This is a genomic window from Algibacter sp. YIN40 (assembly GCF_057219435.1).
Genome location: NZ_JBXVVC010000001.1, coordinates 105,987 through 128,471, shown reverse-complemented (window position 1 = coordinate 128,471; position 22,485 = coordinate 105,987). Strand labels below are relative to the sequence as shown.

Here is a 22,485-nt window from a genome sequence, read left to right as displayed (position 1 = left end):
ATTCTTCCTACCTCAGAATTTCACTCGAACTGACATTAACTATTAATTAAGTGACAAGAATCTATGCTGTCACTTCGAGTGATGCGACGCAGGAGCATTGTATCGAGAAGTCATTCTTCCAACTTAGACGATAACTCAAACCAACGTGCTTCTTTAGTATCAATCGTTACAATTATAGCTTGTAGTTCTTCAGAAAGTTTGTTTATGTCTTCTTGAGATAAATCTGGATTATTAAATTTAGACTCGAGTTCTTTCTTGTCGTAAGTCAAAGCATTCAGTTTACTCTCTATATTCTTCAATTCTTTTTCTTCGTTGTATGAGAGCTTAGAGGCTTCATTCTGTTTCCAAGACTGTTTGTCTTTTTTGTCTTCCGAGGTAGTTGAAATAACAGGTTGACTATCTTCATAAACGCGATAATCACTATAATTTCCAGGGAAATCTTCAATTATACCTTCGCCTTGAAAAATAAATAAGTGATCGACAACTTTATCCATAAAATAACGGTCGTGAGATACGACAATAATGCATCCAGGAAAATCTAGTAAAAAACTTTCTAAAACATTTAAGGTTACAATATCTAAGTCGTTTGTAGGCTCATCTAGAATTAAGAAGTTTGGATTCTGAATTAATACAGTACATAAATACAGGCGCTTACGCTCGCCACCACTTAGTTTTTCAACAAAATCATATTGCTTTTTTCTGCTAAATAAAAAACGTTCTAGTAGTTGTTGTGCAGAAATTTGACGCCCTTTTTTAAGTGGAATGTAATCCCCAAACTCTTTAATTACATCAATAACCTTTTGCTCAGGTTTTATAGTAATACCATCTTGTGTGTAATAACCAAACTTTACGGTATCCCCTTTAACCACTTTTCCAGAATCTGGTTGGTCGGTATGGGTTAAAATATTTAAAAAGGTGGTTTTACCAGTACCATTTTTTCCAATGATACCAACGCGTTCTCCTTTTTTAAACGTGTAATCGAAACTGTTAAGAATGGTTTTGTCTTTAAACGCTTTGGAAACCTTGTGGAATTCTAGAATTTTACTCCCAAGGCGTTCCATATTAAGTTCTAACTGGACTTCATGGTCGTTTCTTCGTTGGTGTGCCCGGTGCTTTATATCGGCAAAATCGTTAATTCTAGATTTAGATTTCGTGGTTCGCGCTTTAGGTTGTCGACGCATCCAGGTCAGCTCTTTTTTAAATAACTGTTTTGCTTTACCTGTTTCTACAGCATCACGCTCAATACGCGCATCACGCTTTTCCAGGTAATAGGAGTAGTTGCCTTTGTAGCTGTACAGTTGTCCTTCGTCTAATTCAATAATTTCGTTACAAACGCGCTCTAAAAAATAACGATCGTGTGTTACCATGAATAGCGTTATGTTTTCTTTAGCAAAAAAAGATTCTAACCACTCAATCATTTCTAAATCTAAATGGTTGGTAGGTTCGTCCAATATTAATAAATCTGGTTTGTTTATAAGGGCATTGGCTAAAGCAAGGCGCTTTTTTTGTCCGCCAGAAAGCGTACTAACTTTTTGATCGAGGTTATCTAATTTGAGTTTAAAGAGTATTTGTTTGTACAATGTTTCGAAATCCCAAGCTTGATTGCGTTCCATGGCGTCGAAAGCATCTTGGTAGACCTCGGTATCTTCAGGGTTTAAAAGCGCTTTTTCGTAATTTGAAATTATTTTTAAAATAGGATTGTCACTAGCTAGAATGCTGTCTTCAATAGTAAGGGTATTATCAAATTTTGGGTCTTGAGATAGAAAGGACACTTTTATATCTTTTCTATACACAATAGTTCCAGAGTCTGGTTGGTCGTCGCCAGAAAGCATGTTCAAAATGGATGTTTTTCCAGTGCCATTTTTAGCAACAAATGCTATTTTATGGTCTTTATGCACGCTAAAAGAAAGGTCTTCAAAAAGAACAAGTTCGCCGTAAGATTTTGCTATATTTTCTACTGTGAGGTAATTCAAAGGTAGTTTTTTGCAAATAACGGAAAAAATGTATGAACAAGTAAACTAAGAGCAGTTGTTTAGGTTTTTAATTTTTTTAATCTTTGTTTAAACCCAAAACACCAAAAATGTCTTTATTGATTGGGGGCATCTATATGAAATTACTATGTTAAAAGAACTACTAAATGTTGCTATAAAGGCTTCGCTTGAGGCAGGAGATGAAATAATGGAAATTTATAGTCTAGATTTTACTATTGATTATAAAAAAGATCAATCGCCGTTAACAGAGGCAGATGTTGCTTCAAATCAAGTTATTAATTCGTATTTAGAGCAAACAGATATTCCAATAATTAGTGAGGAAAACAAGCAAATAGATTATTCCGAAAGAAAAACATGGGAACGCTGCTGGATTGTCGACCCATTAGATGGTACTAAAGAATTTATTAAAAGGAATGATGAGTTTACAGTTAATATTGCGCTAGTTGAAAAAGGTGTTACTCTTTTAGGCGTAATTTATGCGCCAGCATTAAAGGAATTGTATTACACAGATGCCACCAAATCGAATGCTTATAAGTTATATTTAGAAAATATTGAGCAATATGAAGACAAACTTTTCAAAGAACAAGATAAAATAAGACCTTCATTAGATTCGAAAGAAGTTGTAAATATTGTTGCAAGCAGATCACATATTGATGATACTACCTTAAATTTTATAAATGACTTGAAATCAAAATATGAAACCGTTAATATTGTGTCTAAAGGAAGTTCTTTAAAATTTTGTTTGGTAGCAGAAGGTAAAGCTGATATATATCCCAGATTCGCACCAACCATGGAATGGGATACGGCTGCGGGTCAAGCTATATGTGAAGCTGCGGGGGTAGGTGTTATGGATATGAAAACCAAGAAAAATATGCTGTATAATAGGAAGGATTTATTGAACAGTCATTTTTTAGTCTCTAAAAATGGCAGATAAGTCTTATAAGAGGCATATAGCAAAAACCATTACCTGGCGAGTTGTAGGTACATTAGACACCATTTTATTGTCATGGCTTATTTCTGGAGATTCTTTGGTGGGTTTAAAAATTGGACTTCTTGAAAGTATAACGAAAATGATATTATATTATACGCATGAACGTATTTGGTTTAAAAGTAATGTTCGAGAAAAAAATAAAAGACATTTACTTAAAACCATAACATGGCGTATTATTGGGACAGTAGACACCATTTTACTCGCTTGGTTTATTACTGGAAATCCATTAACAGGAGTTAAAATTGGTGTTGTGGAAATTATTACCAAAATGGTTTTTTATTACCTGCATGAACGTGTATGGTATAAGTTAGATTATGGAATTGAAAAAAGACGTAAAAATAAATATCAACAGAATTAGTTATTATTAAACTATGAAATAAGCATAACAAGAAGTTGATGCTAACCGAAATGATTATTGACGCATTACATCTGACCGATAAAAAACAATAAAATTTAAACAGATGAAAAAGAATATTACAAAGCATACATATAAAATATCATGCGATGAAAGACGCGCCTTAAATAAGCATCATTCGTTTTTGGTCTTTTTTACTGGGTTGTCGGGTGCTGGTAAATCTACTTTGGCAAATAGATTGGAGGAACGATTATATAATGAAGGTATTCATACCTATGTTTTAGATGGCGATAATGTTAGAAAAGGTATTAATAAAAATTTAGGCTTTTCACCAGAGGATAGATCTGAAAACAACAGGCGGATAGCTGAAATATCAAAATTGTTTATTGATGCAGGTATTGTTGTTTTATGTGCTTTTATTTCCCCGTATAAAAAGGACAGAACATTTATAAAAGAAACCGTTGGTGCAAATAATTTTATAGAGGTTTTTGTTAATACGAGCCTTAAAGAGTGTGAGCGACGCGACGTAAAAGGCTTATATAAAAAGGCACAAGCTGGAGAGCTTAAAAATTTCACTGGTGTTTCGGCACCCTACGAAGCACCTATAAACCCAGATATAGAATTAACAGAACTTCATACTATTGACGAATCCGTAGATTTAATTTATGTAAAAATTAGTAAGATGATACGTTTACAAAAATAATGAAGAATGGTATTATCTATTTAGGTTTTACCTATTCGTCATTAACCAAAAAAATATGTAGATTTGTGATTAATCAATCATGCCTCAATATGAAGAGATTTTTTTTTGCTACATGCTTATTTATAAGTGTTTTGTTGGCATCTTGTATTCCTTATAAGGACACTATTTATTTACAGAATAAAAATACAGCAACCGATTCCACTCAAGTTATTGTGGAAAATCAAAAGCCGTATCGGGTACAAATTAACGATATTTTAAATATTCGTATTAAAGTGACCGATCAAGACAATGTTCAAATTTTTAATCCTATAGGGGAGGGTAGTCTAAATGCTACCGCTGGCGAGCGCGCTTATTTTGATGGCTTTACGGTTGATCTCCACGGGAATATCCGCATACCAGAGTTGGGATTGATAAATGTATTAGGTTTTACAACTTTTGAAGTTGAAGAACTTATTAAGGTTAAGCTTTTAAAAGACCAATTTAAAGAAACGGCTAATATTTTTGTTACTGTAAAACTTACAGGATTGCGCTATGTTACTAATGGCGAAATTGGAACTCGAGGCACACGAATTTTATTTCAGGATCGTGTTAATGTTTTTGAGGCTATTGCTAATGCTGGAGACATTCCTATTACTGGAGATAAAAAGGACGTATTACTTATTAGGCAATACCCTGGAGGACAAAAGATCCATCATTTAGATCTAACAGATATAAATATTATGAATTCGCCTTATTATTATATTCAGCCTAACGATATGATATATGTAAAGCCGTTAAAACAAAAATCATTAGGGGGCGGAACTACGGTACTTCAAAATTTAGGATCTATTGCAACCATTCTTTCTTTAGTTACCACTACAATTTTATTATTTAATCGCCTTTAAGATATGTCATATAATGAATTTGAAGACTTAGACCATATTGAATCAAAAGGCATGACTTTTGATTTTAAGGGTTTTTTATTTAAGGTGCTTCATTTATGGAAATTAGTCTTTTTATGCATTGGAGTTGCTTTAATTATAGCTTATTCTATTAATGTTAGGAAACAAAATATTTATAGTTTAGAATCCTTGATATCAATAGAAAATGAACAAAACCCTTTTTTTACTGCTAATACAAGTATATCTTTTAATTGGGGAGGTGTTTCTGGTAAAGTTGGTAAGATTATTACATCCCTAAATACGAGACGACATAATGAAAAAGTTGTAGATTCTCTGCAGTATTATATGCAATATTTAGTACAGGGAAAGTATCGTAAGGTAGATATATATAAAAGTGGTCCATTTAAAATTGTTCTTAATAAAGAAAAACCACAACTGTTGAACATGCCTATTGGGGTGCGTTTTTTAAATGACAGTTTGTATGAATTATTTACAGATTTCACAACGCCGCATGCATGGGGGCAGAAATACGATGAAACAAAGAAAGGGCAAAGAGTTTCATTGCCTTTAGGGTCATTTAGCAAGACCTATCATGTAGGAGAGGTTGTGAGCTTACCGTTCCTTAATTTCACTTTGTTTAAGCGACCTAAGGCAATTATTAATCCACAATCTGAGTTTTTTATTCAGTTTTTAAGTTTTGATGGGATTGTTAATCGATATAAAAGGGTGGTCAGGGCCAAATTAAACTCCCAGTCATCCTCCGTTTTAAGATTATCAATGACGGGGAACAACAAACAAAAAATTGTTGATTATTTAAATGCTACGGTGGCTATTTTGAGTCGTAGTGAGTTAGAGCGTAAAAACCTGTATGCTTCCAATACCATTAAGTTTATTGATAGCAGTCTTAACGAAGTAAATGCAGACTTGAAGGTTGTTAACGAAGAGATGAACGATTTTAGAAAACAAAGTAAGGTTTTCGATATGGATTCAGAGGTGCTAGATATTTCCAGTAAATTAAAAGGTTTAGATCGTGAAAAAGAAGCAATTGATGCTAAATTAAACTACTTAAATCTTTTAGAGAAATATTTACGGACCAAGACCGATTACACAAAAATAGCAGCACCCTCTTCAGTTGGTATAGAAGAGTCAAATATTTTAAATAGTGTTTCAAAAATAACATCTTTAGCCATTGAGAGACAAAATTTAGAAATGACAACCAAAGAAGGGTCAAGTTTATTTATGGATATAGATAATAGGATTGATGCTGAGAAGAATGTCTTATTAGAAATTATAGATGCTACAGTCAAGACGATACGGGCGAAATTAAGTACAGTTAATTATCAAATTGCAACCAATGAGGCCAAATTAAATGATTTGCCCGAAGAGCAACAAAAGTTTTTAAAAATACAACGTAAACTAGATTTAAGTCAGGAAGCATACAACGTATATTTAGCAAAACGCAGTGAAGCAGCTATTGTTAAAGCAGCCAATGTATCAGATATTACAGTAATAGATGAAGCAAAAGATATTGGTGGTGGTTTAATTGGGCCAAATAAAAGCTTGAATTATATGATGGCTTTAATGATTGGCTTTTTTGCACCTCTTGCGCTTATATTTGTTATATTTTTATTAGATTCAACCATACATGGGTCTGATGAAGTAGAACGTTTATCCAACATTCCTATAATTGGTTTAATTGGTAAATACCGTTACAAAAATAATTTAGTTGTTTATGAAAGACCCAAGTCGGCTGTAGCAGAGTCTTTTCGTGCTATCCGCTCAAGCTTACAATTTTTTTATAAAAAAAGAGAGATTTCAAAAGGTTTAGGTAAAACAGTAATGGTTAGCTCCTCTGTTAGTGGGGAAGGAAAAACATTTTGTTCTATTAATATAGCGACAGCCTATGCGTTATCTGGAAAGAAAACCATCCTTTTGGGTCTAGATTTGCGCAAACCAAAAATTTTCAATGATTTTGATTTAGTTAATGATAAAGGGATTGTTAATTATTTAATTGGTGATGATACCTTCGAAAATATTGTAAATAAGACACATATTGATAACCTTGACGTTGCAATTTCTGGACCAATTCCACCAAACCCTTCAGAATTACTTATGGGGAAATTATTGGAGACATTAATGAAAAAACTTCGAGAAGAGTATGATATTATTGTTTTAGACACACCACCTCTTGGTTTAGTTACAGATGCCTTAGAGCTTACGCAATATGCAGATGCTACTTTGTTTGTAGTGAGGTTAGACTATACCAAGAAAGGGATGTTACAGCTTGTAAATACAAAATATAGAAGTGGTGAGTTGAAGGATATTAGTATCATTTTAAATTTTTATAAGCATAAAACCAACCAAAATTATGGCTATGGCTATGGCTATGGGTATGGGTATGGGTATGGAGTATATGGAGAATCTTATCATGAAGCATCTAAAAATCGAAATTTTTATAATAAAATTAGAAGTTGGATAAAAAAGGTTTAGTGCTTTTACAATTTTATAATTATAAATAAAACCTTGTATAATTTTATGTCGAAGGATAGAATTATTTATATACATATAGCTAAAAATGGAGGTACAACAATGCATTCTATTTTTAATAGACTTTACAAAAACGAGAATATATACAATATTATCGATGATACCGATATCGATACTAAGAGTTTTATAGATTTACCTCAATCAGAAAGAGATAATATTCTTCTTTTAAAAGGTCATTTGTATCATGGATTGCATAATTATCTAAAAGGGAAATACGACTATGTTTCTTTTTTAAGAAAACCAGAAGAACGAATAATTTCTTACTATTATTATATATTATCCTTACCTAATCATTCACTTTACAAAAAAATGATTGAGAATAAAACCACGTTGGTTGAATTTGCACAGCAAATGAAACACAAAGATATAAATAATGCGCAAGTAAGAATGATAAGTGGAATTGATGATAGAGGAGATTTAATGCTAGAAAAAGCATTAGAAAATATCGACAGAAGTTTTTCAATGATAGGGTTTAAAGAGCATTTTAACGAATCATTACTGTTGTTAAAGTATTTATATAATTGGAACGTGCCTTATTACAAAAAGAGGAATGTTAATTTAAATAAATCTAAAAACATAACTTTAAGTGCAAATGATTTAAATATTATTAATAAACTTAATAAAGAAGATAATGTTTTGTATGATTTTTGTTTACGACGATTTAAATCTCAACTAGAGGAAATTCCAAATTTTAATTTCGAATTAAAAAGACTTAAGCTATATAATAAAGTATATTCTAGTACAAAAGTTAAACAATTAAAAAAAGGACTTAGTAAAATGAGCCCAAATTAAAAAAGCTTTAGTAATTTGTTATTCATATGAAAAATATTCTAGGACCAAAGTTTACTAATTTAAATCAAGTCGCTTTAGCTAGTAAGGAAGCTTATAACAGTGCAGCGCCATTTCCAAACATAAGTTTTTCGGGTTTTTTTGATTCAGAATTTTTAGAAAATATTTTAAACGAATTCCCAGATTTGTCTAAAGTAGGGTCTATAAAATACAATAACGTAAAAGAAAAAAAGTTTGCTGGTAATGGCGAATCTTATTTTGGTTATCATACCAAAAAACTGATGCATACTTTAAATTCTCAACCGTTTTTAGAGTTTCTTCAAGAATTAACTGGGATTAAGGAAACACTCATTGGAGATCCATATTTCGAAGGCGGAGGATTGCACGAAATCAAGAGAGAGGGTTTGTTAAAAATTCATGCAGATTTTAATGTACATAAAAGAACAAAGTTAGATAGACGTTTAAATGTTTTAATTTATTTAAATAAAGACTGGAAAGACGAATATGGTGGGCATTTTGAATTATGGGATAAAGAAATGAAAGCTTGTAACAAGAAAATATCACCAAAGTTTAATACCATGGCAATTTTTTCTACAACAGATTATTCTTTTCATGGGCACCCTAACCCATTAAAATGCCCTGAAAACATGAGTAGAAAATCACTAGCTTTATATTATTATACAAATGGTAGGCCGGAGCATGAATTAAACGCAACTATTACTAGCCATGGGACTATTTTTAAAGAACGAGAAAACGAAGACGATTTTAATAAAAAGGAGTTTAATTTTAAATCACAATGTAAAAAAGTTTTGAAAGAGTTAATTCCTCCAATAATTTTAAAGGTGTTTAGGAAATAACTGATTAATTTAGTGGTGATTAAGAAAATTAAAAAGACTATTTTAGATTTAGCTCTTAAAAAGCGACCTAATAAGTTTGTAATTATTGCTACTGCCCGAACGGGCTCAAATCTCTTGGTGAGTTTGCTTAATGCACATCCGGAAATTAGTTGTCATGGCGAGGTCTTTAAAGTTTATACTAACAAGGAGTCACTACAATCAAATTGGGATACTATTTTTCAAAAGGCGAATACTAAAAGACAGCATGTTGGATTTAAACTTTTTTATGAGCATCCTTTAAATATTGACAATCAATTTATTTGGGATTTAGTAGAAAACAATAAGTCAATAAAAATAATACATTTAAAAAGAAATAATTTATTAAAAACCTATGCATCTTTACAAATTGCTTATAAATCGGATGTTTGGGTAAATAGAGATGGAGGCAATAACGTTTTACTAAAAGATAAAAGAGTGACTATTAATATTACAGATTGTTTAAATTATTTTCAACAAACTGAAAAGTCATTTCAAAAAGTTAAGAAAAAGTTTAAAAGTCATTGTTACAAAGAAGTTGCATACGAAGATTTTATTCTAGACAAGCAAAATATAATGAACTATCTATATAAATTTTTAGGGTTGTCTAGTATGAAGGTGACTTCAAATTTAAAAAAACAGAATACTGAGCCATTAAAGGATTTAGTTATAAATTATAAGGAGTTAGAAATGGCTTTAATTGAAGCAGGATACTCTAGATTTTTAAGCGAAGGTTAAAAGCAAGTTCTGCTAATTTAATAATGTATTAATTTGGAAATAAGAGTATATCAAAAAGAAAATAATATTCGCTTTTTAAAACAATTAAAAGCAAGCCTTAGCGATGTTTATACATCTCGTTTTTTAGCAAAACAGTTGGCAGTTAGAGATATAAAAGCCCAGTATAGGCAATCTTATTTAGGAATTATTTGGGCCTTTATTACCCCTTTAACTACAGCTTTTGTGTGGATATTTCTTAACAGTTCAGGTACTATAAAACTAACAGATACTGGTATGCCGTATCCTGTTTATGCTTTTTCAGGTACATTGCTCTGGTCTATTATAAGAGAGTCTATAAATATACCAGGAAAAAGTACTAGAGGTGCTAAATCTATATTGTCTAAAATTAACTTTCCAAAAGAGGCCTTAGTCCTTTCTGGTATTTATAAAATGTTTTTTAATAGTTCAATAAAATTAGTATTGTTAATCGTTTTTGTTTTTGCATTTGGAGTAGGTTTTCATTGGAGTCTGTTATTTGTACCTTTTGCTATTTTGGGTGCTGTGTTTTTTGGTGTAACCATTGGCTTGTTTATTACACCATTGTCTATATTGTATAGCGACGTTGGTCGCATAGTAGGATTTGGGCTAAATTTTTTAATGTACATAACACCGGTAGTCTATGTTATACCAAAAACAGGTATTTTAAAAACCCTTATGGAAATAAATCCTTTAACCCCCATAATAGTTACCATGCGTGATTTAATGGTTGGAGCCAATCCAGAGTATTTAGGTTATTTCTTTTTGGTTATGCTTATTTGCATGCCTTTATTTTTTATGGCATTGGTGTTTTATCGCATATCCATTCCAATAATTGTAGAACGTATGAACGCTTAATATTTACTTTAATCTATAAAAACAAAATAATATTTGTAAATGAACATTGAAGACGACATATTAGTAAAAGTTGAAGGCTTAAGTAAAAAGTTTTGTAAAGACTTAAAAACAAGCCTTAAATATGGCGTACTCGATTTATTTGCAGGTGTTAGAGGTAATAAAAACGACAGGTTGCTCCGTCCTAAAGAATTTTGGGCAGTAAAAGATATTAGTTTCGAGTTAAGAAGAGGGGAGTGTTTAGGGCTCATTGGCCATAATGGTGCAGGAAAATCAACCTTGTTAAAAATAATAAACGGATTAATTAATCCCGATGCTGGTAAAATAACCATAAAAGGTAGAGTAGGAGCGCTTATTGAGTTAGGTGCAGGCTTTAATCCCATTCTTAGTGGGCGTGAAAACATTTATAATAATGGGGCTATTTTAGGTTTTTCAAAAAGGGAAATTGATAATAAACTTCAAGAAATTATTGCTTTTGCAGAACTTGAGGAATTTATTGATATGCCGGTTCAAAACTATAGTTCTGGTATGAAGGTACGCTTGGGCTTTGCCGTGGCGGCCCAAATGCAACCGGATGTATTAATTATTGATGAGGTTTTGGCAGTAGGCGATTTGGGGTTTGTACTAAAATGTTATAAAACTATTGATACCATTTTACCAAATACTGCTATTATTTTTGTGTCTCATAGTATGCCCATGGTGTCTAGAATATGTAGTCAAATAATTTTATTAGAAAAGGGGATGTCTTTATTTCAAGGGGGTAATGTGAGTAAAGCTTTAGATTTATATTACAATAAATTTGCCTCAAATGATCAAAATATAGTATATACGAATGACTTTTTGGAATTAAGCGATGTAAAATTGATTCAAACTGAGGGAGTTTTAAATTCAGTAGCCCAGTTGAGACGAACTAGTGATTTTAAACTATATTTTAAATTTAAGTGTCTAGAAAAAATAAAACTTCCCTTGTTTTCAATAATAATCTTAGATAAGGAGCAGAGACAAGTGGCAATGCTTGAAAGAAATAATGAAAACTCTACAATTAGTGTAAAAGATAATTATTTTGAGTTTATTGTTACTCATAAGGATATTCAATTATCTAAGGGGGTTTATTCAGTAAGTATTTCTGTAGTTACCAGTGAACGAAAAGAACCCATATTAAGAGTGAATAACGTTTTAGTGTTTCAAATTCTAGATGAAGAAGAAGTTTGGGTGCCATTTTTATTAAAATCTAAGTTCGCCAATGTCTAAATTTAGTTTTGCTCTTAATAATAAAAAACATGTTAAATGAAATCAATGGTAATTGGTCTTGGACCAGAATATAATTACAATATCGAAGATCATAGTATTTGGGGAAATGATAATACAAAATATGCAAGTAATCATGGGGCAAGTTTAATTTCTAGAACATTATTAGAATTCTTTAATGCGGATTATGTTGATGATTTTACAAAGATTGATTTATATAAAAAGGAATATGATTTATGTATAATAGCCTTTGCTACACATGTTACCGATTGGAGAGATGTTTCCCGTTATAGCGCATTTATTAAAGAGCTAGGAATAAAAACTATCGCTTTTTCGTTAGGAATTCAAGATTATGCAGATGCTTCCTATAAAGTCAATAAAATTCACCCTTCTTTAAAGGAATTATTAAATTATGTTATTGCTTCATCAGGTTTTTGTGGGGTAAGAGGGCCTAATACAGCTTCTGTTTTAATAAAAGCAGGGTACAACCCTGAAAATATAATAAGAATAGGCTGCCCTACTTTATTTAAACCTTTAAATAGAAATTTAAAAATCAATAAGAATAAAACTTTTACTAAACCGCTAATTGTATTCCATCGTACTATGGCAGATCTAAATCAAGATTTAATAGGAGGAGCGACACTTTTGGGGCAGGACTTTTTAGATGAAGTTATTTTTGATGATAGAATAGAAAAAAATCATGTTTTAAAGCAAATAGAACTAGATAATTATGATAAACATAAAAATGGTAATTATACATTAAAAAAAGTATCTGAGAACGGATTATTTTATAGAACATTTGATGAATGGTTTTCTGAGATTAGAGAGTATGATTTTGTATTGGGAGCTCGCCTTCATGGATGTGTAGCAGCACTAATACAAGGAATACCAGCTGTTATGGTGGCCAGAGACATTAGAGTTCAAGAAATAGCAGAGTTTTATAAAATCCCATATATAAAATATGAGGACGTTGGAAATAAAACAATTCATGAGATTTATGATGAAGCTGATTTTGATGCGTTTAATAATTTATATAAGTATCGTTTTGACAATTTTATAAAATTAATGGATGAATTAAAGGTGACAGGTCATCTTTCGTTTAAAGAAAAAACACCTGATGATTATTGGTTTAGCAAATCAGATATGAATGCAGATATAAGCATATGCTATTCCGATTTAAAGGATTTATCTCTATATGTGGATGGTTTATCTCAACAAGTAATAGATTTATCTACTAAAGTTGATGAACTTAAAATGTCATCAAGTATTACTAATAAAAAAGTTAATAAAGTAGTAAGAATATTAAATATGCTACCCGGTATTGAAATTATAAAAAAAGTAATTAAATAATTAATTAGTGATAAACCTAAACCGTAATTTTTTATGACCTCAAAGCGAGTGTTAAAAAACGAATTAGGTATGAAATTAATATATGGTTTTAAGTAGTTTTAATATTGTTATAAATATTAATGGAATTTTGTTACAGATGAAAAATAAATTAAAAAATATTCTTAAAACCATATTTGATAGTTTTGGTTATAAAGTTTTAAATAAACATTATTACAGTGCATTAATTCAAAGCGGATTGGAGAATAATAAATCCAATGAATATTCTAAAACCAATTTACTTGAGAGTTTTTATAGTCTAATAAAAAATCAAGAATATATTCCCAAAACCATTTACGATATTGGAGCTAATAGGGGTGGCTGGACTTATGAATGTTTGAAACATTTCCCTGATGCCACATACTATTTGTTTGAGCCTCAGGTCAATCTTAAAAAGGATATTGAATGCCTTTTGAAAAACTACAATAATGTTAATCTTTATTCCATTGGTTTAGGAGACAAGAATGATGTTTTAAATTTCACAATTCATGAAAGAGATGATAGTTGTACTTATGCTTTAACCAAGGAAGAAGCTATCTCAAGAGGGTTTACACAAATTGAATTACCAATTGTTAGATTAGATTCCTTTGCAAAAGAAAAAGTTTTAAATGATCCAGATATTTTAAAAATAGATGCAGAAGGGTTAGATTTAAAGGTTTTAGATGGTGCTGGAAAATTGCTGGAAACTGCTGAAATAATATTAGTGGAAGTAGCAATTGTTAATGATAGATTAGAAAACACTGCTTTAAGAGTAATAGATTACCTTGATTTAAAAGGGTATAAATTATTTGATATTACAGACATTAATAGACCTTTTTCAAATCGAGTTTTGTGGCTATGTGAGTTTGCATTTATAAAAAAGGGAGGAGTATTAGATAAAAATTATAGATGATAAACGTTACTAAAACTTTTTTACCGCCGCAGGAAGAGTATCAAGCTATTCTAAAAAAGGCATGGGACATTGGGTGGGTAACCAATCGAGGTGTTTTGGTGAAAGAATTGGAAGCTAGTTTAAAAGCCTATTTGAATGTGCCTAATATGCTGGCAATGACCAATGGTACATTGCCCTTGCAAATTGCTATAAAAGCCTTAGGTTTAAAAGGCGAAATTATAACTACACCTTTTAGTTATGTAGCAACAACCTCTAGTATAGTATGGGAAGGTTGTAAACCTGTCTTTGTAGATATACATCCAGAGTATTTAACCATAGATGAGACTAAAATAGAAGCTGCCATCACACCAAAAACAACGGCTATTTTGGCAACACATGTATTTGGGAATCCATGCGCTGTAGAGGAGATTGAAGCAATAGCGAAAAAACATAATCTAAAAATTATTTATGACGCTGCCCATTGTTTTGGCGTACAGTATAAAGGCCAATCTATTTTCAATTATGGAGACATTAGTACTTGTAGTTTCCATGCCACCAAGTTATTTCATACTGGTGAAGGAGGTGCATTATTTTCTAAGAATAAAGATTTACTGGAAAAAGCTTTTAATCTACATAATTTTGGGCATCAAGGTCAAGAAGCTTTTCAAGGGTGTGGCATTAACGCTAAAATGAGTGAGCCTCAGGCAGCTTTAGGTTTAGCAGTCATACCGTATATGGAGACCATTTTGAAACAGAGAAAACAAACAGTAACATATTACGATGATATTTTAAAAGATATAGAGTTAAAAACTTTAAGGATTAGAGGAGCAACACATTGGAACTATTCTTATTATCCAGTTATATTTAACTCGGAAGTTGAGCTAATTAAGGTAAAGAAAGGTTTAGAAGAAAAGCAAGTGTATCCCAGGCGCTATTTTTACCCAAGTTTAAATAATTTGGATTATTTAGATTATGTTCAAATGCCTGTTTCTGAGGATATTACAAAAAGAGTTTTGTGTTTGCCTTTACATGATAGTCTACTATTAAAAAATGTTATTGATATATGTGAGATAATAACAAATAGACTATGAAATTAGCAATCATGCAGCCATACTTTATGCCCTACATAGGGTATTTTCAATTAATTAATGCTGTAGATTTATTTATTGTTTATGATAATATTCAATTTTCCAAAAAAGGATGGATTCATAGGAATAGAATGTTAAGTAACGGAAAAGATTGTTTATTTACTTTACCCTTAAAAAAAGATTCCGATTTTTTAGATATAAATCAAAGGTATTTAGGAGATGAGTCTATTATAGTACGAGAAAAAATACTAAGAAAAATAAAAAATGATTATGTTAAAGCTCCTTTTTATAAAGAACGCCAAGATTTAATAAATTTAATTTTCAAACAGGAAAATAATAATTTGTTTGACTTTATATTTAGTTCTATTTTACTTATAAATGATATTCTAGGGATAAAAACCAAAATTATTAAATCTTCTAGCTTAAAAATTGATCATAATTTAAAATCGCAAAAAAAGGTAATTTCTATATGTAAACTTTTAGATTCGAAAGAGTACTATAACCCGATTGGTGGTTTAGATCTTTATAATCATGAAGATTTTAAAAACCAAGATGTTGCACTAAAACTTTTAAAGTGTAATGAAATTAGGTATAAGCAATTTAGTGATGTTTTCATTCCAAATTTATCTATATTGGATGTTTTAATGTTTAATTCTAATAGAGATATTAGCAATATGTTGCTTAATTATGAACTTAAATAGTAAGCATATAGGAGGTTTTTTTGAATTAGAAATAGCTTCAGGTAGTTCTTTGTTTCATGATGAGGCGATTAAGCTTTCAACGGGTAGAGCTTGTCTGAATCTAGTTTTACAAAATAAAAAATACAGCAAAATTTATTTGCCTTTTTATTGTTGTGATGCTTTATTAGAACCTCTTAATCTATATAATATACCTTATGAATTTTATAGTATTAATAAGGGCTTAGAGATTGATGGTGATATTGGTCTGAAAGAAACAGAAGCAATTGTATATTGTAATTTTTTTGGGATTAAATCATCCTATGTTAACCAGCTAATAGAGGTTTATTCAAGTCAACTCATTATTGATAATTCTCATGCTTTTTTTATAAAGGGGTATCAAAATAATATCTCCTTTACTACTGCTAGGAAATATTTTGGAGTACCTGATGGCGCATTTTTATATACGCCTAAATTAAAAATTAAAACAAATTTTGATAGAAAGGTAAATGTTTCTTTAGATCATAATTTAAATAGACTTCTAGGAAAGCAGAACCAAGCTTTTAAAGAGTTTATTTCATATGAAAACTCGCTTAATTCGAGTGTTAATTTAATCTCGAAGGTTTCAGAGAAAATTTTGAAAACCATTAATTATGATGAGGTAAGGAGGATAAGAAATGAAAATTTTAATTTCTTTAATAATAGCTTTAAAGGCTTTAATAAAATTGAGATAAGTAATGAAGTTTCAGATTGTTTTTGTTTTCCATTACTATTAAATAATCCAGTTGATAAACAAGAGCTTTTCAAAGAAAACATATTTATACCATCTTATTGGACAGATGTTAATAATAGAAATATCACAGAAGGGTATAAATTTGAATGTAGATTAAGTTTAGAATTACTGCCATTGCCAATAGACCATAGATATAATAAAAGAGATTTAATGAGAGTTGTAAATGCAATTAAAAAGATGATTTAAGGGCTATGGCAGACATGGGTAAAAATAAAAATAGAACTGCTTATTTTAAAAAAGACAACCGTCTTGAAGAAGCAATTTTAGATTTAAACAAACATTTAGGTGTTACTCCCACACCAGATTTCGCATCTTCTCAAAAAGCACCAATTATTTTAATAATGGGGTGTGCACGTTCTGGGTCTACATTAATGTTACAATGGTTTGCATCTTTAGGAATATTCTCTTATCCATCAAATTTAATAGCCAGATTTTATTCAAACCCTTACATTGGAATACGTGCTCAACAAGCACTTTTAGAGTATGACCCATTAAATCAAATAGGTTTTAAAAAAGATGAAGAACATTATAATTCATCATTAGGAAAAACTTTAGGTGCTTTAAGCCCGAGTGAATTTTGGTATTTTTGGCGGCAGTACTTCAAATTTGAAGATGATTACCAACAAATATCAGAATCTAATCTTAGCTTAGTAAATGGAGAAGGTTTTATAAATCAACTTTATGCTTTTGAGGGGTTAACCAAAAAACCTCTAGTACTTAAGGGTATGATACTAAATTGGAACATTCCTTATTTGTATAGTTTAAATAATAAATTTCTTTTTATAAACTTAAAAAGAGATACATTTTATAATGCCCAATCTTTGCTCTTTGCTAGAGATAAATATTTTAATGATCGAAACAAGTGGTATTCTTTTAAACCACCAGAATACAATGCTTTAAAAAAGAGCAATCCAATTACACAAGTTGCGGGTCAAGTAGTTTATACCGAAAAGGCTATAGAAGAAGGATTACAGCATGTTCCAGAGGCAAATGTTTTAAATATTAATTACGACGATTTTTGCTCAAATCCATCAACGTTTTTAAAAAAAATAATTAGTAAATATAATTATCTTGCTAATCAAAATGCTTTAGAGTTTGATACAGATAATATTAAAACAATTAGATTTCAATCGAGTAATATTGTAAAACTAAGTCAAGATGAAGCAGAATTACTAAAGCACCAATTGCAAAGGTTTTCAAAATAAAAATTTAAGATGCAGCAGCCCCTCGTATCCGTATGTATACAAACCTATCAGCATGTAGATTATATTAAACAATGCTTAGAAGGTGTTTTAATGCAACAGACAACATTTCCTGTTGAAATTATTTTGGGAGAAGACGAAAGCGATGATGGCACTCGTGTAATTTGTATAGAATATGCAAATAACTATCCAGATAAAATAAAATTGTTTTTACGCTCTAGAAAAGATGTTATATATATTAATGGGAAGGCTACTGGACGTTTTAATGTAATTGAAAATTTAAAGGCTTCACAAGGTGCATATATTGCTTTATGCGAAGGAGACGACTATTGGACAGACCCGCTAAAACTGCAAAAACAAGTAGATTTTTTGGAAACGAATATTGGTGTTAATATATGTTTTAACCGCTCAAACTTGTTAAGAAATAATAAGTTGGAGTTACATTCAATACCAAAAGAATTTGAAAATAAGTCGTTTAATTATGTTGAGTTATTAAGGTATTATAATTTTATTGCTACAGCAGGGGTAATGTTTAGAAAGCCTAAGGCGTTTATTTTTCCTAAGTGGTTTTTTGAATTACCGTTCGGTGATTTAGGCTTGTATAAATTAATGGCACAAGAACAAAAAATACATTGCATAAATGAGGTTATGAGTGTTTATAGAATACATAGTAAGGGTGTTTATTCTGGCTTAGGTAAAATAAAAGAAAGGAAAACCTATTTAAAGTTTTATAAAATTATTTACAGACATCTTAATAAAGAAGAACAACTTGTTGTTACAAGTAAAATTGATGAAAAGATAAATGAAATTGTAACAGAGAAATTTTCTAAGAACAAATTTTTGCAACGCATTTATTCTATATATCTTAGACTTAATTAAGTTTATTAGTATTTATGACTCCAGTTATAAGCATTGTAGTACCATGTTATAATTCAGAAGCTACTCTAGAGGACACTTTAAAGTCTATATTAAACCAAGAGTTTCAACAATGGGAAGCCCTAATAATTAACGATGGTTCACCAGATAATTTAGAGGAGGTAGCTTTAAAGTGGGTAAAGAAAGACAAGCGTTTTAAATATTTTAAAAAAGAAAATGGGGGGTTAGGGTCTGCCAGGAATTTTGGAATTAAAAAGGCACTTGGCGAGTATATTTTGCCTTTAGACTCCGATAATAAAATAAGACATCAATTTATAAACAACGCCATAAAAAAATTTAATGAAAATGTTGCACTTGGGGTTGTATATGGTGATGCCCAATGCTTTGGTGAAAAACAAAGTTTTTGGAAGGTAGGAGCATTTAATTTACATAAACTATTAAAGCATAATTATATTGATGCTTGTGCCATTATAAAAAAGGAGTTATTTGATGAGATAGGTTTTTTTGATGAAAATATGCCTCATCAAGGGCATGAAGACTGGGATTTTTGGTTACGTGTAGCATCTTCTAATTATAAGTTTTTTTACTTACAAGAAACGACATTCGATTATCGTATTACGCATAATTCTATGATAAAGAGCTTCAATGAAGAAATGTTGAATGATAATATAAATTATATACATAAAAAGCACTATGCTTTATATAGTCAAGAATTTGAAGAGTTATTAAAAAATTATGAGAAGCAATATAACGAGTATGAAATATTGAAAGAGGATTATGATAAATTAAAAATTAAATTTAATGAGTCTTTTACGCAAAAAGTCATAAAATTTGTAAAAAAGAAAATATAAATGGATATATCTGTAGCCTTATGTACATATAATGGAGAGAAGTATATAGAGCAACAGCTAGATAGTATATTTAACCAAACTGTTTTAGTCGGTGAAATTATTATTTGTGATGACGGATCAACAGACGGGACTCTTGAAATTATTAAAAGCTATCAAGCAAAATATGAAAGCGTCATAAAATTATATGTTAATCCAGTTAATTTAGGAACCATAAAAAATTTTGAAAAAGCAATCTCCTTAGCAAGTGGCGAATTAATATTTCTGTCAGATCAAGACGATATTTGGTTTAAAGACAAGGTTGAAATAATGCATGGCTTTTTTAAAAAAAACAAGCATTGTAAGTTGTTGTTTTCCAACGGAGAACTTATAGATGAAAACTCAAAGCAATTACATGCTACCCTATGGGATAAATGGTCTTTTAAAGAGGAAGCGCGTTTGTTTTGGAAAAATAATAGTAAAGCTTTTGAGGATTTAATAAATAATAATAATAAAATTACTGGAGCCACTATTTGTTTGCATAAGTCACTTAAAAAAAAGAGTTTACCTATAAAAGTTCCTTTGGGTTATTGGCATGATGCTTGGCTTGGTTTACACGCATCTGCAATAAATGGTCTTTTTTTTATAGAAAAATCGTTAATGCAATATAGACTTCATGAAAAACAACAAGTAGGTATTTCATCAGAGATTGATAAGGAAGTTGTGTGCAATTCCAATTTAAATGCTATTGAAAGAAAAGAGTTTTATAAAAACATATGGGACCTTTACAAAAGTAAACGAGGTCTAATTCCTTATGATAACGATTTTAAAGCTTTATCTTTAAATAATACATGGACGAAATTGCCTAGGGCTATCAAGAAAAGAATTCATGCTAATTACATGGTAGGAAAATTTAAAGAATATTTAAAACAGAAAATAATATTCATATATGAAAATCGTTTAAGAAATTTTTATTTTAAACATAAAGGATTTTGCCCCTGTTGCGAGCAGGAAGTATTTTTTATTGCACGTAATTCTTGGTTGCGCGATCATTTTGAATGCCGTGAGTGTAAATCTATCCCGCGAGAACGCGCTTTAATGTTAACCATTAAAAGAGAATATCCTAATTGGAAAGAATTGTATATTCATGAGTCATCACCTGGAAAAAGAGGGCATAGTGTAACTTTACGAAAACATGTTAAAAATTTTATAGAAACGCATTTTTTTGTCGATAAAAAACTTGGAACAATTCAAGGTGGTATAAGGAATGAAGATTTAGAAAACCAAACTTTTAAAGATGAAGTTTTTGATTTGGTTATAACTTCTGATGTCATGGAGCACGTCTATGAACCTGATAAAGCATTTAAAGAAATTCATAGAACTTTAAAACCTGGTGGGGCACACATTTTTTGTGTTCCTATTGTTAATAAACATAAAAAAACCCAGCGTTGGGCTACGAAAGGAGCAAATGGATTACCTAATTTCCTGTTCGAACCGGAGTGGCACGGAAATCCTATTGATAAAAAAGGATCACCAGTAACCATGCATTGGGGTTATGATATTGTGGATTATATAAAAGATTGTACAGGAGCAGATTGTAAAATTGTACATATAGATAATTTACAGTATGGAATTCGAGCTGAATTTATAGAAATTATTGTCGCAAAAAAGATATGTCCAGATGAAAATTAAACCTATCGCTATTTACTTACCACAATATCATCCCATACCAGAGAATGACGAATGGTGGGAAAAAGGGTTTACAGAATGGACAAATGTAACCAAATCAAAACCAAGATTCGAAGGGCATTATCAGCCTCATATTCCTCGTGATTTAGGTTTTTATGATTTAAGATTAGAAGAGGCTAGGATAGCACAAGTGGAGCTGGCGAAAGAACATGGTATTTATGGGTTTTGTTATTATCATTATTGGTTTAATGGTAGGAGGATTCTTGAAAGACCATTTAATGAAGTAATAGAAAGTGGTAAGCCAGATTTTCCTTTTATGCTTTGCTGGGCTAATGAAAATTGGACTAGAACTTGGGACGGTGGAAGCAATAATATTTTGTTAGAGCAAAACTATTCTGAAGAAGATGATCGTGAGCATATACTTCATTTAATATCTTATTTTAAAGATGATAGATATATTAAAGTTGATGGAAAGCCTGTATTTATAATATATCGTCCAAAATTTTTTCCAGATATAGAAAAAACAATTTCAATATGGAGAGAAGAAACCATTAAAGCCGGATTTCCGGATTTACACATTGGTTTTTCTCAAAATTTTGAACATCAATTTAAACCATCAAGTAAAGGGTTTGATTTTGCCTTCCAATTTGAGCCTAACTTTATGAATGTTCCTAAAAATGAAGTTAAGGATAATAATTCTTTTATTGAAAAGTTAAAAAAACGAATTTTAAGAAAAATAGGAATTGAGCTTGGAAAAAATGAAACTAATAAACGCAATGTTCATGATTATGAAGAATATGCAAAACTTCAAATGAACCAAGCATTTAAAGAGCAGGTATATCCAGGAATCACCCCTATGTGGGACAACTCTGCAAGAAGAAAGATAAAACCATTTATCTTGCATAATTCAACCCCTGAGAAATACAAATTTTGGTTGAATTATATAAAGAATAATTATCCTTGGGAAGAAACTTCGGAAAATTTTTTATTTATTAATGCATGGAATGAATGGGCTGAGGGTAATCATTTAGAACCTTGTCAAAAATGGAAATCTGCCTATTTAGAGGTAACAAAAGAAATATTAAGTTAAT

The 22,485-nt window shown here is 30.6% G+C and carries 21 protein-coding genes; 20 read left to right on the top strand and 1 reads right to left on the bottom strand.

What is annotated here, in order from left to right:
- Window positions 1–110 precede the first annotated feature (110 nt).
- Window positions 111–1,973 (bottom strand): ABC-F family ATP-binding cassette domain-containing protein, encoded by a 1,863-nt coding sequence (locus AC2D6V_RS00600; RefSeq protein ID WP_484646111.1) that lies wholly within the window; start codon window positions 1,971–1,973, stop codon window positions 111–113.
- Between the two features lie 145 nt (window positions 1,974–2,118).
- Here AC2D6V_RS00600 and cysQ point away from each other — a divergent pair, with 145 nt between their 5' ends.
- The 20 genes from cysQ (at window position 2,119) to AC2D6V_RS00500 (ending at window position 22,484) form a co-directional block, all read left to right on the top strand.
- Complete coding sequence (cysQ, locus tag AC2D6V_RS00595; RefSeq protein ID WP_484646110.1) at window positions 2,119–2,925, top strand: 3'(2'),5'-bisphosphate nucleotidase CysQ; 807 nt, start codon at window positions 2,119–2,121, stop codon at window positions 2,923–2,925.
- Window positions 2,915–3,340, top strand: a complete 426-nt coding sequence (locus AC2D6V_RS00590; RefSeq protein WP_484646109.1) for a DUF2061 domain-containing protein — start codon at window positions 2,915–2,917, stop codon at window positions 3,338–3,340. Before cysQ ends, AC2D6V_RS00590 begins: the two co-directional genes overlap by 11 nt.
- A gap of 103 nt (window positions 3,341–3,443) precedes the next feature.
- A complete protein-coding gene (cysC, locus tag AC2D6V_RS00585; protein WP_484646108.1) occupies window positions 3,444–4,040 on the top strand; it encodes an adenylyl-sulfate kinase in 597 nt (198 codons plus the stop codon).
- An 89-nt stretch (window positions 4,041–4,129) separates the two neighbouring features.
- Complete coding sequence (locus AC2D6V_RS00580; protein ID WP_484646107.1) at window positions 4,130–4,924, top strand: polysaccharide biosynthesis/export family protein; 795 nt, start codon at window positions 4,130–4,132, stop codon at window positions 4,922–4,924.
- A gap of 3 nt (window positions 4,925–4,927) precedes the next feature.
- Window positions 4,928–7,411 carry a GumC family protein gene (locus AC2D6V_RS00575; protein ID WP_484646106.1) on the top strand — a complete coding sequence of 828 codons (2,484 nt, stop codon included), beginning with the start codon at window positions 4,928–4,930 and terminating at the stop codon, window positions 7,409–7,411.
- Between the two features lie 45 nt (window positions 7,412–7,456).
- Window positions 7,457–8,260, top strand: a complete 804-nt coding sequence (locus AC2D6V_RS00570; RefSeq protein ID WP_484646105.1) for a sulfotransferase family 2 domain-containing protein — start codon at window positions 7,457–7,459, stop codon at window positions 8,258–8,260.
- Window positions 8,261–8,286: 26 nt separating this feature from the next.
- Complete coding sequence (locus AC2D6V_RS00565; RefSeq protein WP_484646104.1) at window positions 8,287–9,114, top strand: 2OG-Fe(II) oxygenase; 828 nt, start codon at window positions 8,287–8,289, stop codon at window positions 9,112–9,114.
- Between the two features lie 15 nt (window positions 9,115–9,129).
- Window positions 9,130–9,867 carry a sulfotransferase gene (locus AC2D6V_RS00560; protein ID WP_484646103.1) on the top strand — a complete coding sequence of 246 codons (738 nt, stop codon included), beginning with the start codon at window positions 9,130–9,132 and terminating at the stop codon, window positions 9,865–9,867.
- 33 nt (window positions 9,868–9,900) lie between these two features.
- Window positions 9,901–10,740 carry an ABC transporter permease gene (locus AC2D6V_RS00555; protein ID WP_484646102.1) on the top strand — a complete coding sequence of 280 codons (840 nt, stop codon included), beginning with the start codon at window positions 9,901–9,903 and terminating at the stop codon, window positions 10,738–10,740.
- Between the two features lie 39 nt (window positions 10,741–10,779).
- Window positions 10,780–11,988, top strand: coding sequence for an ABC transporter ATP-binding protein (locus AC2D6V_RS00550; protein ID WP_484646101.1), 1,209 nt, complete (start codon window positions 10,780–10,782; stop codon window positions 11,986–11,988).
- Window positions 11,989–12,024: 36 nt separating this feature from the next.
- Entirely contained in the window at window positions 12,025–13,335 is a 1,311-nt protein-coding gene (locus AC2D6V_RS00545) for a polysaccharide pyruvyl transferase family protein (protein WP_484646100.1), read from the top strand.
- A gap of 136 nt (window positions 13,336–13,471) precedes the next feature.
- A complete protein-coding gene (locus AC2D6V_RS00540) occupies window positions 13,472–14,263 on the top strand; it encodes an FkbM family methyltransferase (protein ID WP_484646099.1) in 792 nt (263 codons plus the stop codon).
- A complete protein-coding gene (locus tag AC2D6V_RS00535; RefSeq protein WP_484646098.1) occupies window positions 14,260–15,333 on the top strand; it encodes a DegT/DnrJ/EryC1/StrS family aminotransferase in 1,074 nt (357 codons plus the stop codon). The genes AC2D6V_RS00540 and AC2D6V_RS00535 overlap by 4 nt, the downstream gene beginning before the upstream one ends.
- Window positions 15,330–16,031 (top strand): WbqC family protein, encoded by a 702-nt coding sequence (locus AC2D6V_RS00530; RefSeq protein WP_484646097.1) that lies wholly within the window; start codon window positions 15,330–15,332, stop codon window positions 16,029–16,031. Before AC2D6V_RS00535 ends, AC2D6V_RS00530 begins: the two co-directional genes overlap by 4 nt.
- The gene (locus tag AC2D6V_RS00525; RefSeq protein ID WP_484646096.1) at window positions 16,018–16,986 is read left to right on the top strand and encodes a hypothetical protein; all 969 of its coding nucleotides are present in this window, start codon (window positions 16,018–16,020) and stop codon (window positions 16,984–16,986) included. The genes AC2D6V_RS00530 and AC2D6V_RS00525 overlap by 14 nt, the downstream gene beginning before the upstream one ends.
- 5 nt (window positions 16,987–16,991) lie before the next feature.
- The gene (locus AC2D6V_RS00520) at window positions 16,992–18,005 is read left to right on the top strand and encodes a sulfotransferase (RefSeq protein WP_484646095.1); all 1,014 of its coding nucleotides are present in this window, start codon (window positions 16,992–16,994) and stop codon (window positions 18,003–18,005) included.
- Between the two features lie 9 nt (window positions 18,006–18,014).
- Window positions 18,015–18,881: a glycosyltransferase family 2 protein gene (locus tag AC2D6V_RS00515; protein WP_484646094.1), complete on the top strand. Its 867-nt coding sequence runs from the start codon at window positions 18,015–18,017 to the stop codon at window positions 18,879–18,881.
- A gap of 14 nt (window positions 18,882–18,895) precedes the next feature.
- Window positions 18,896–19,729 carry a glycosyltransferase family 2 protein gene (locus tag AC2D6V_RS00510; protein WP_484646093.1) on the top strand — a complete coding sequence of 278 codons (834 nt, stop codon included), beginning with the start codon at window positions 18,896–18,898 and terminating at the stop codon, window positions 19,727–19,729.
- Window positions 19,730–21,397, top strand: a complete 1,668-nt coding sequence (locus AC2D6V_RS00505; protein WP_484646092.1) for a glycosyltransferase — start codon at window positions 19,730–19,732, stop codon at window positions 21,395–21,397.
- Window positions 21,387–22,484, top strand: a complete 1,098-nt coding sequence (locus AC2D6V_RS00500; protein ID WP_484646091.1) for a glycosyltransferase WbsX family protein — start codon at window positions 21,387–21,389, stop codon at window positions 22,482–22,484. The genes AC2D6V_RS00505 and AC2D6V_RS00500 overlap by 11 nt, the downstream gene beginning before the upstream one ends.
- The last annotated feature ends 1 nt before the right edge of the window (window position 22,485 follow it).

Coding starts and splice junctions, on each gene's coding strand:
- cysQ (WP_484646110.1), top strand. CDS start 2,119: ATGTTAAAAGAACTACTAAATGTTGCTATAAAGGCTTCGCTTGAGGCA.
- AC2D6V_RS00590 (WP_484646109.1), top strand. CDS start 2,915: ATGGCAGATAAGTCTTATAAGAGGCATATAGCAAAAACCATTACCTGG.
- cysC (WP_484646108.1), top strand. CDS start 3,444: ATGAAAAAGAATATTACAAAGCATACATATAAAATATCATGCGATGAA.
- AC2D6V_RS00580 (WP_484646107.1), top strand. CDS start 4,130: ATGAAGAGATTTTTTTTTGCTACATGCTTATTTATAAGTGTTTTGTTG.
- AC2D6V_RS00575 (WP_484646106.1), top strand. CDS start 4,928: ATGTCATATAATGAATTTGAAGACTTAGACCATATTGAATCAAAAGGC.
- AC2D6V_RS00570 (WP_484646105.1), top strand. CDS start 7,457: ATGTCGAAGGATAGAATTATTTATATACATATAGCTAAAAATGGAGGT.
- AC2D6V_RS00565 (WP_484646104.1), top strand. CDS start 8,287: ATGAAAAATATTCTAGGACCAAAGTTTACTAATTTAAATCAAGTCGCT.
- AC2D6V_RS00550 (WP_484646101.1), top strand. CDS start 10,780: ATGAACATTGAAGACGACATATTAGTAAAAGTTGAAGGCTTAAGTAAA.
- AC2D6V_RS00545 (WP_484646100.1), top strand. CDS start 12,025: ATGAAATCAATGGTAATTGGTCTTGGACCAGAATATAATTACAATATC.
- AC2D6V_RS00540 (WP_484646099.1), top strand. CDS start 13,472: ATGAAAAATAAATTAAAAAATATTCTTAAAACCATATTTGATAGTTTT.
- AC2D6V_RS00535 (WP_484646098.1), top strand. CDS start 14,260: ATGATAAACGTTACTAAAACTTTTTTACCGCCGCAGGAAGAGTATCAA.
- AC2D6V_RS00530 (WP_484646097.1), top strand. CDS start 15,330: ATGAAATTAGCAATCATGCAGCCATACTTTATGCCCTACATAGGGTAT.
- AC2D6V_RS00525 (WP_484646096.1), top strand. CDS start 16,018: ATGAACTTAAATAGTAAGCATATAGGAGGTTTTTTTGAATTAGAAATA.
- AC2D6V_RS00520 (WP_484646095.1), top strand. CDS start 16,992: ATGGCAGACATGGGTAAAAATAAAAATAGAACTGCTTATTTTAAAAAA.
- AC2D6V_RS00515 (WP_484646094.1), top strand. CDS start 18,015: ATGCAGCAGCCCCTCGTATCCGTATGTATACAAACCTATCAGCATGTA.
- AC2D6V_RS00510 (WP_484646093.1), top strand. CDS start 18,896: ATGACTCCAGTTATAAGCATTGTAGTACCATGTTATAATTCAGAAGCT.
- AC2D6V_RS00505 (WP_484646092.1), top strand. CDS start 19,730: ATGGATATATCTGTAGCCTTATGTACATATAATGGAGAGAAGTATATA.
- AC2D6V_RS00500 (WP_484646091.1), top strand. CDS start 21,387: ATGAAAATTAAACCTATCGCTATTTACTTACCACAATATCATCCCATA.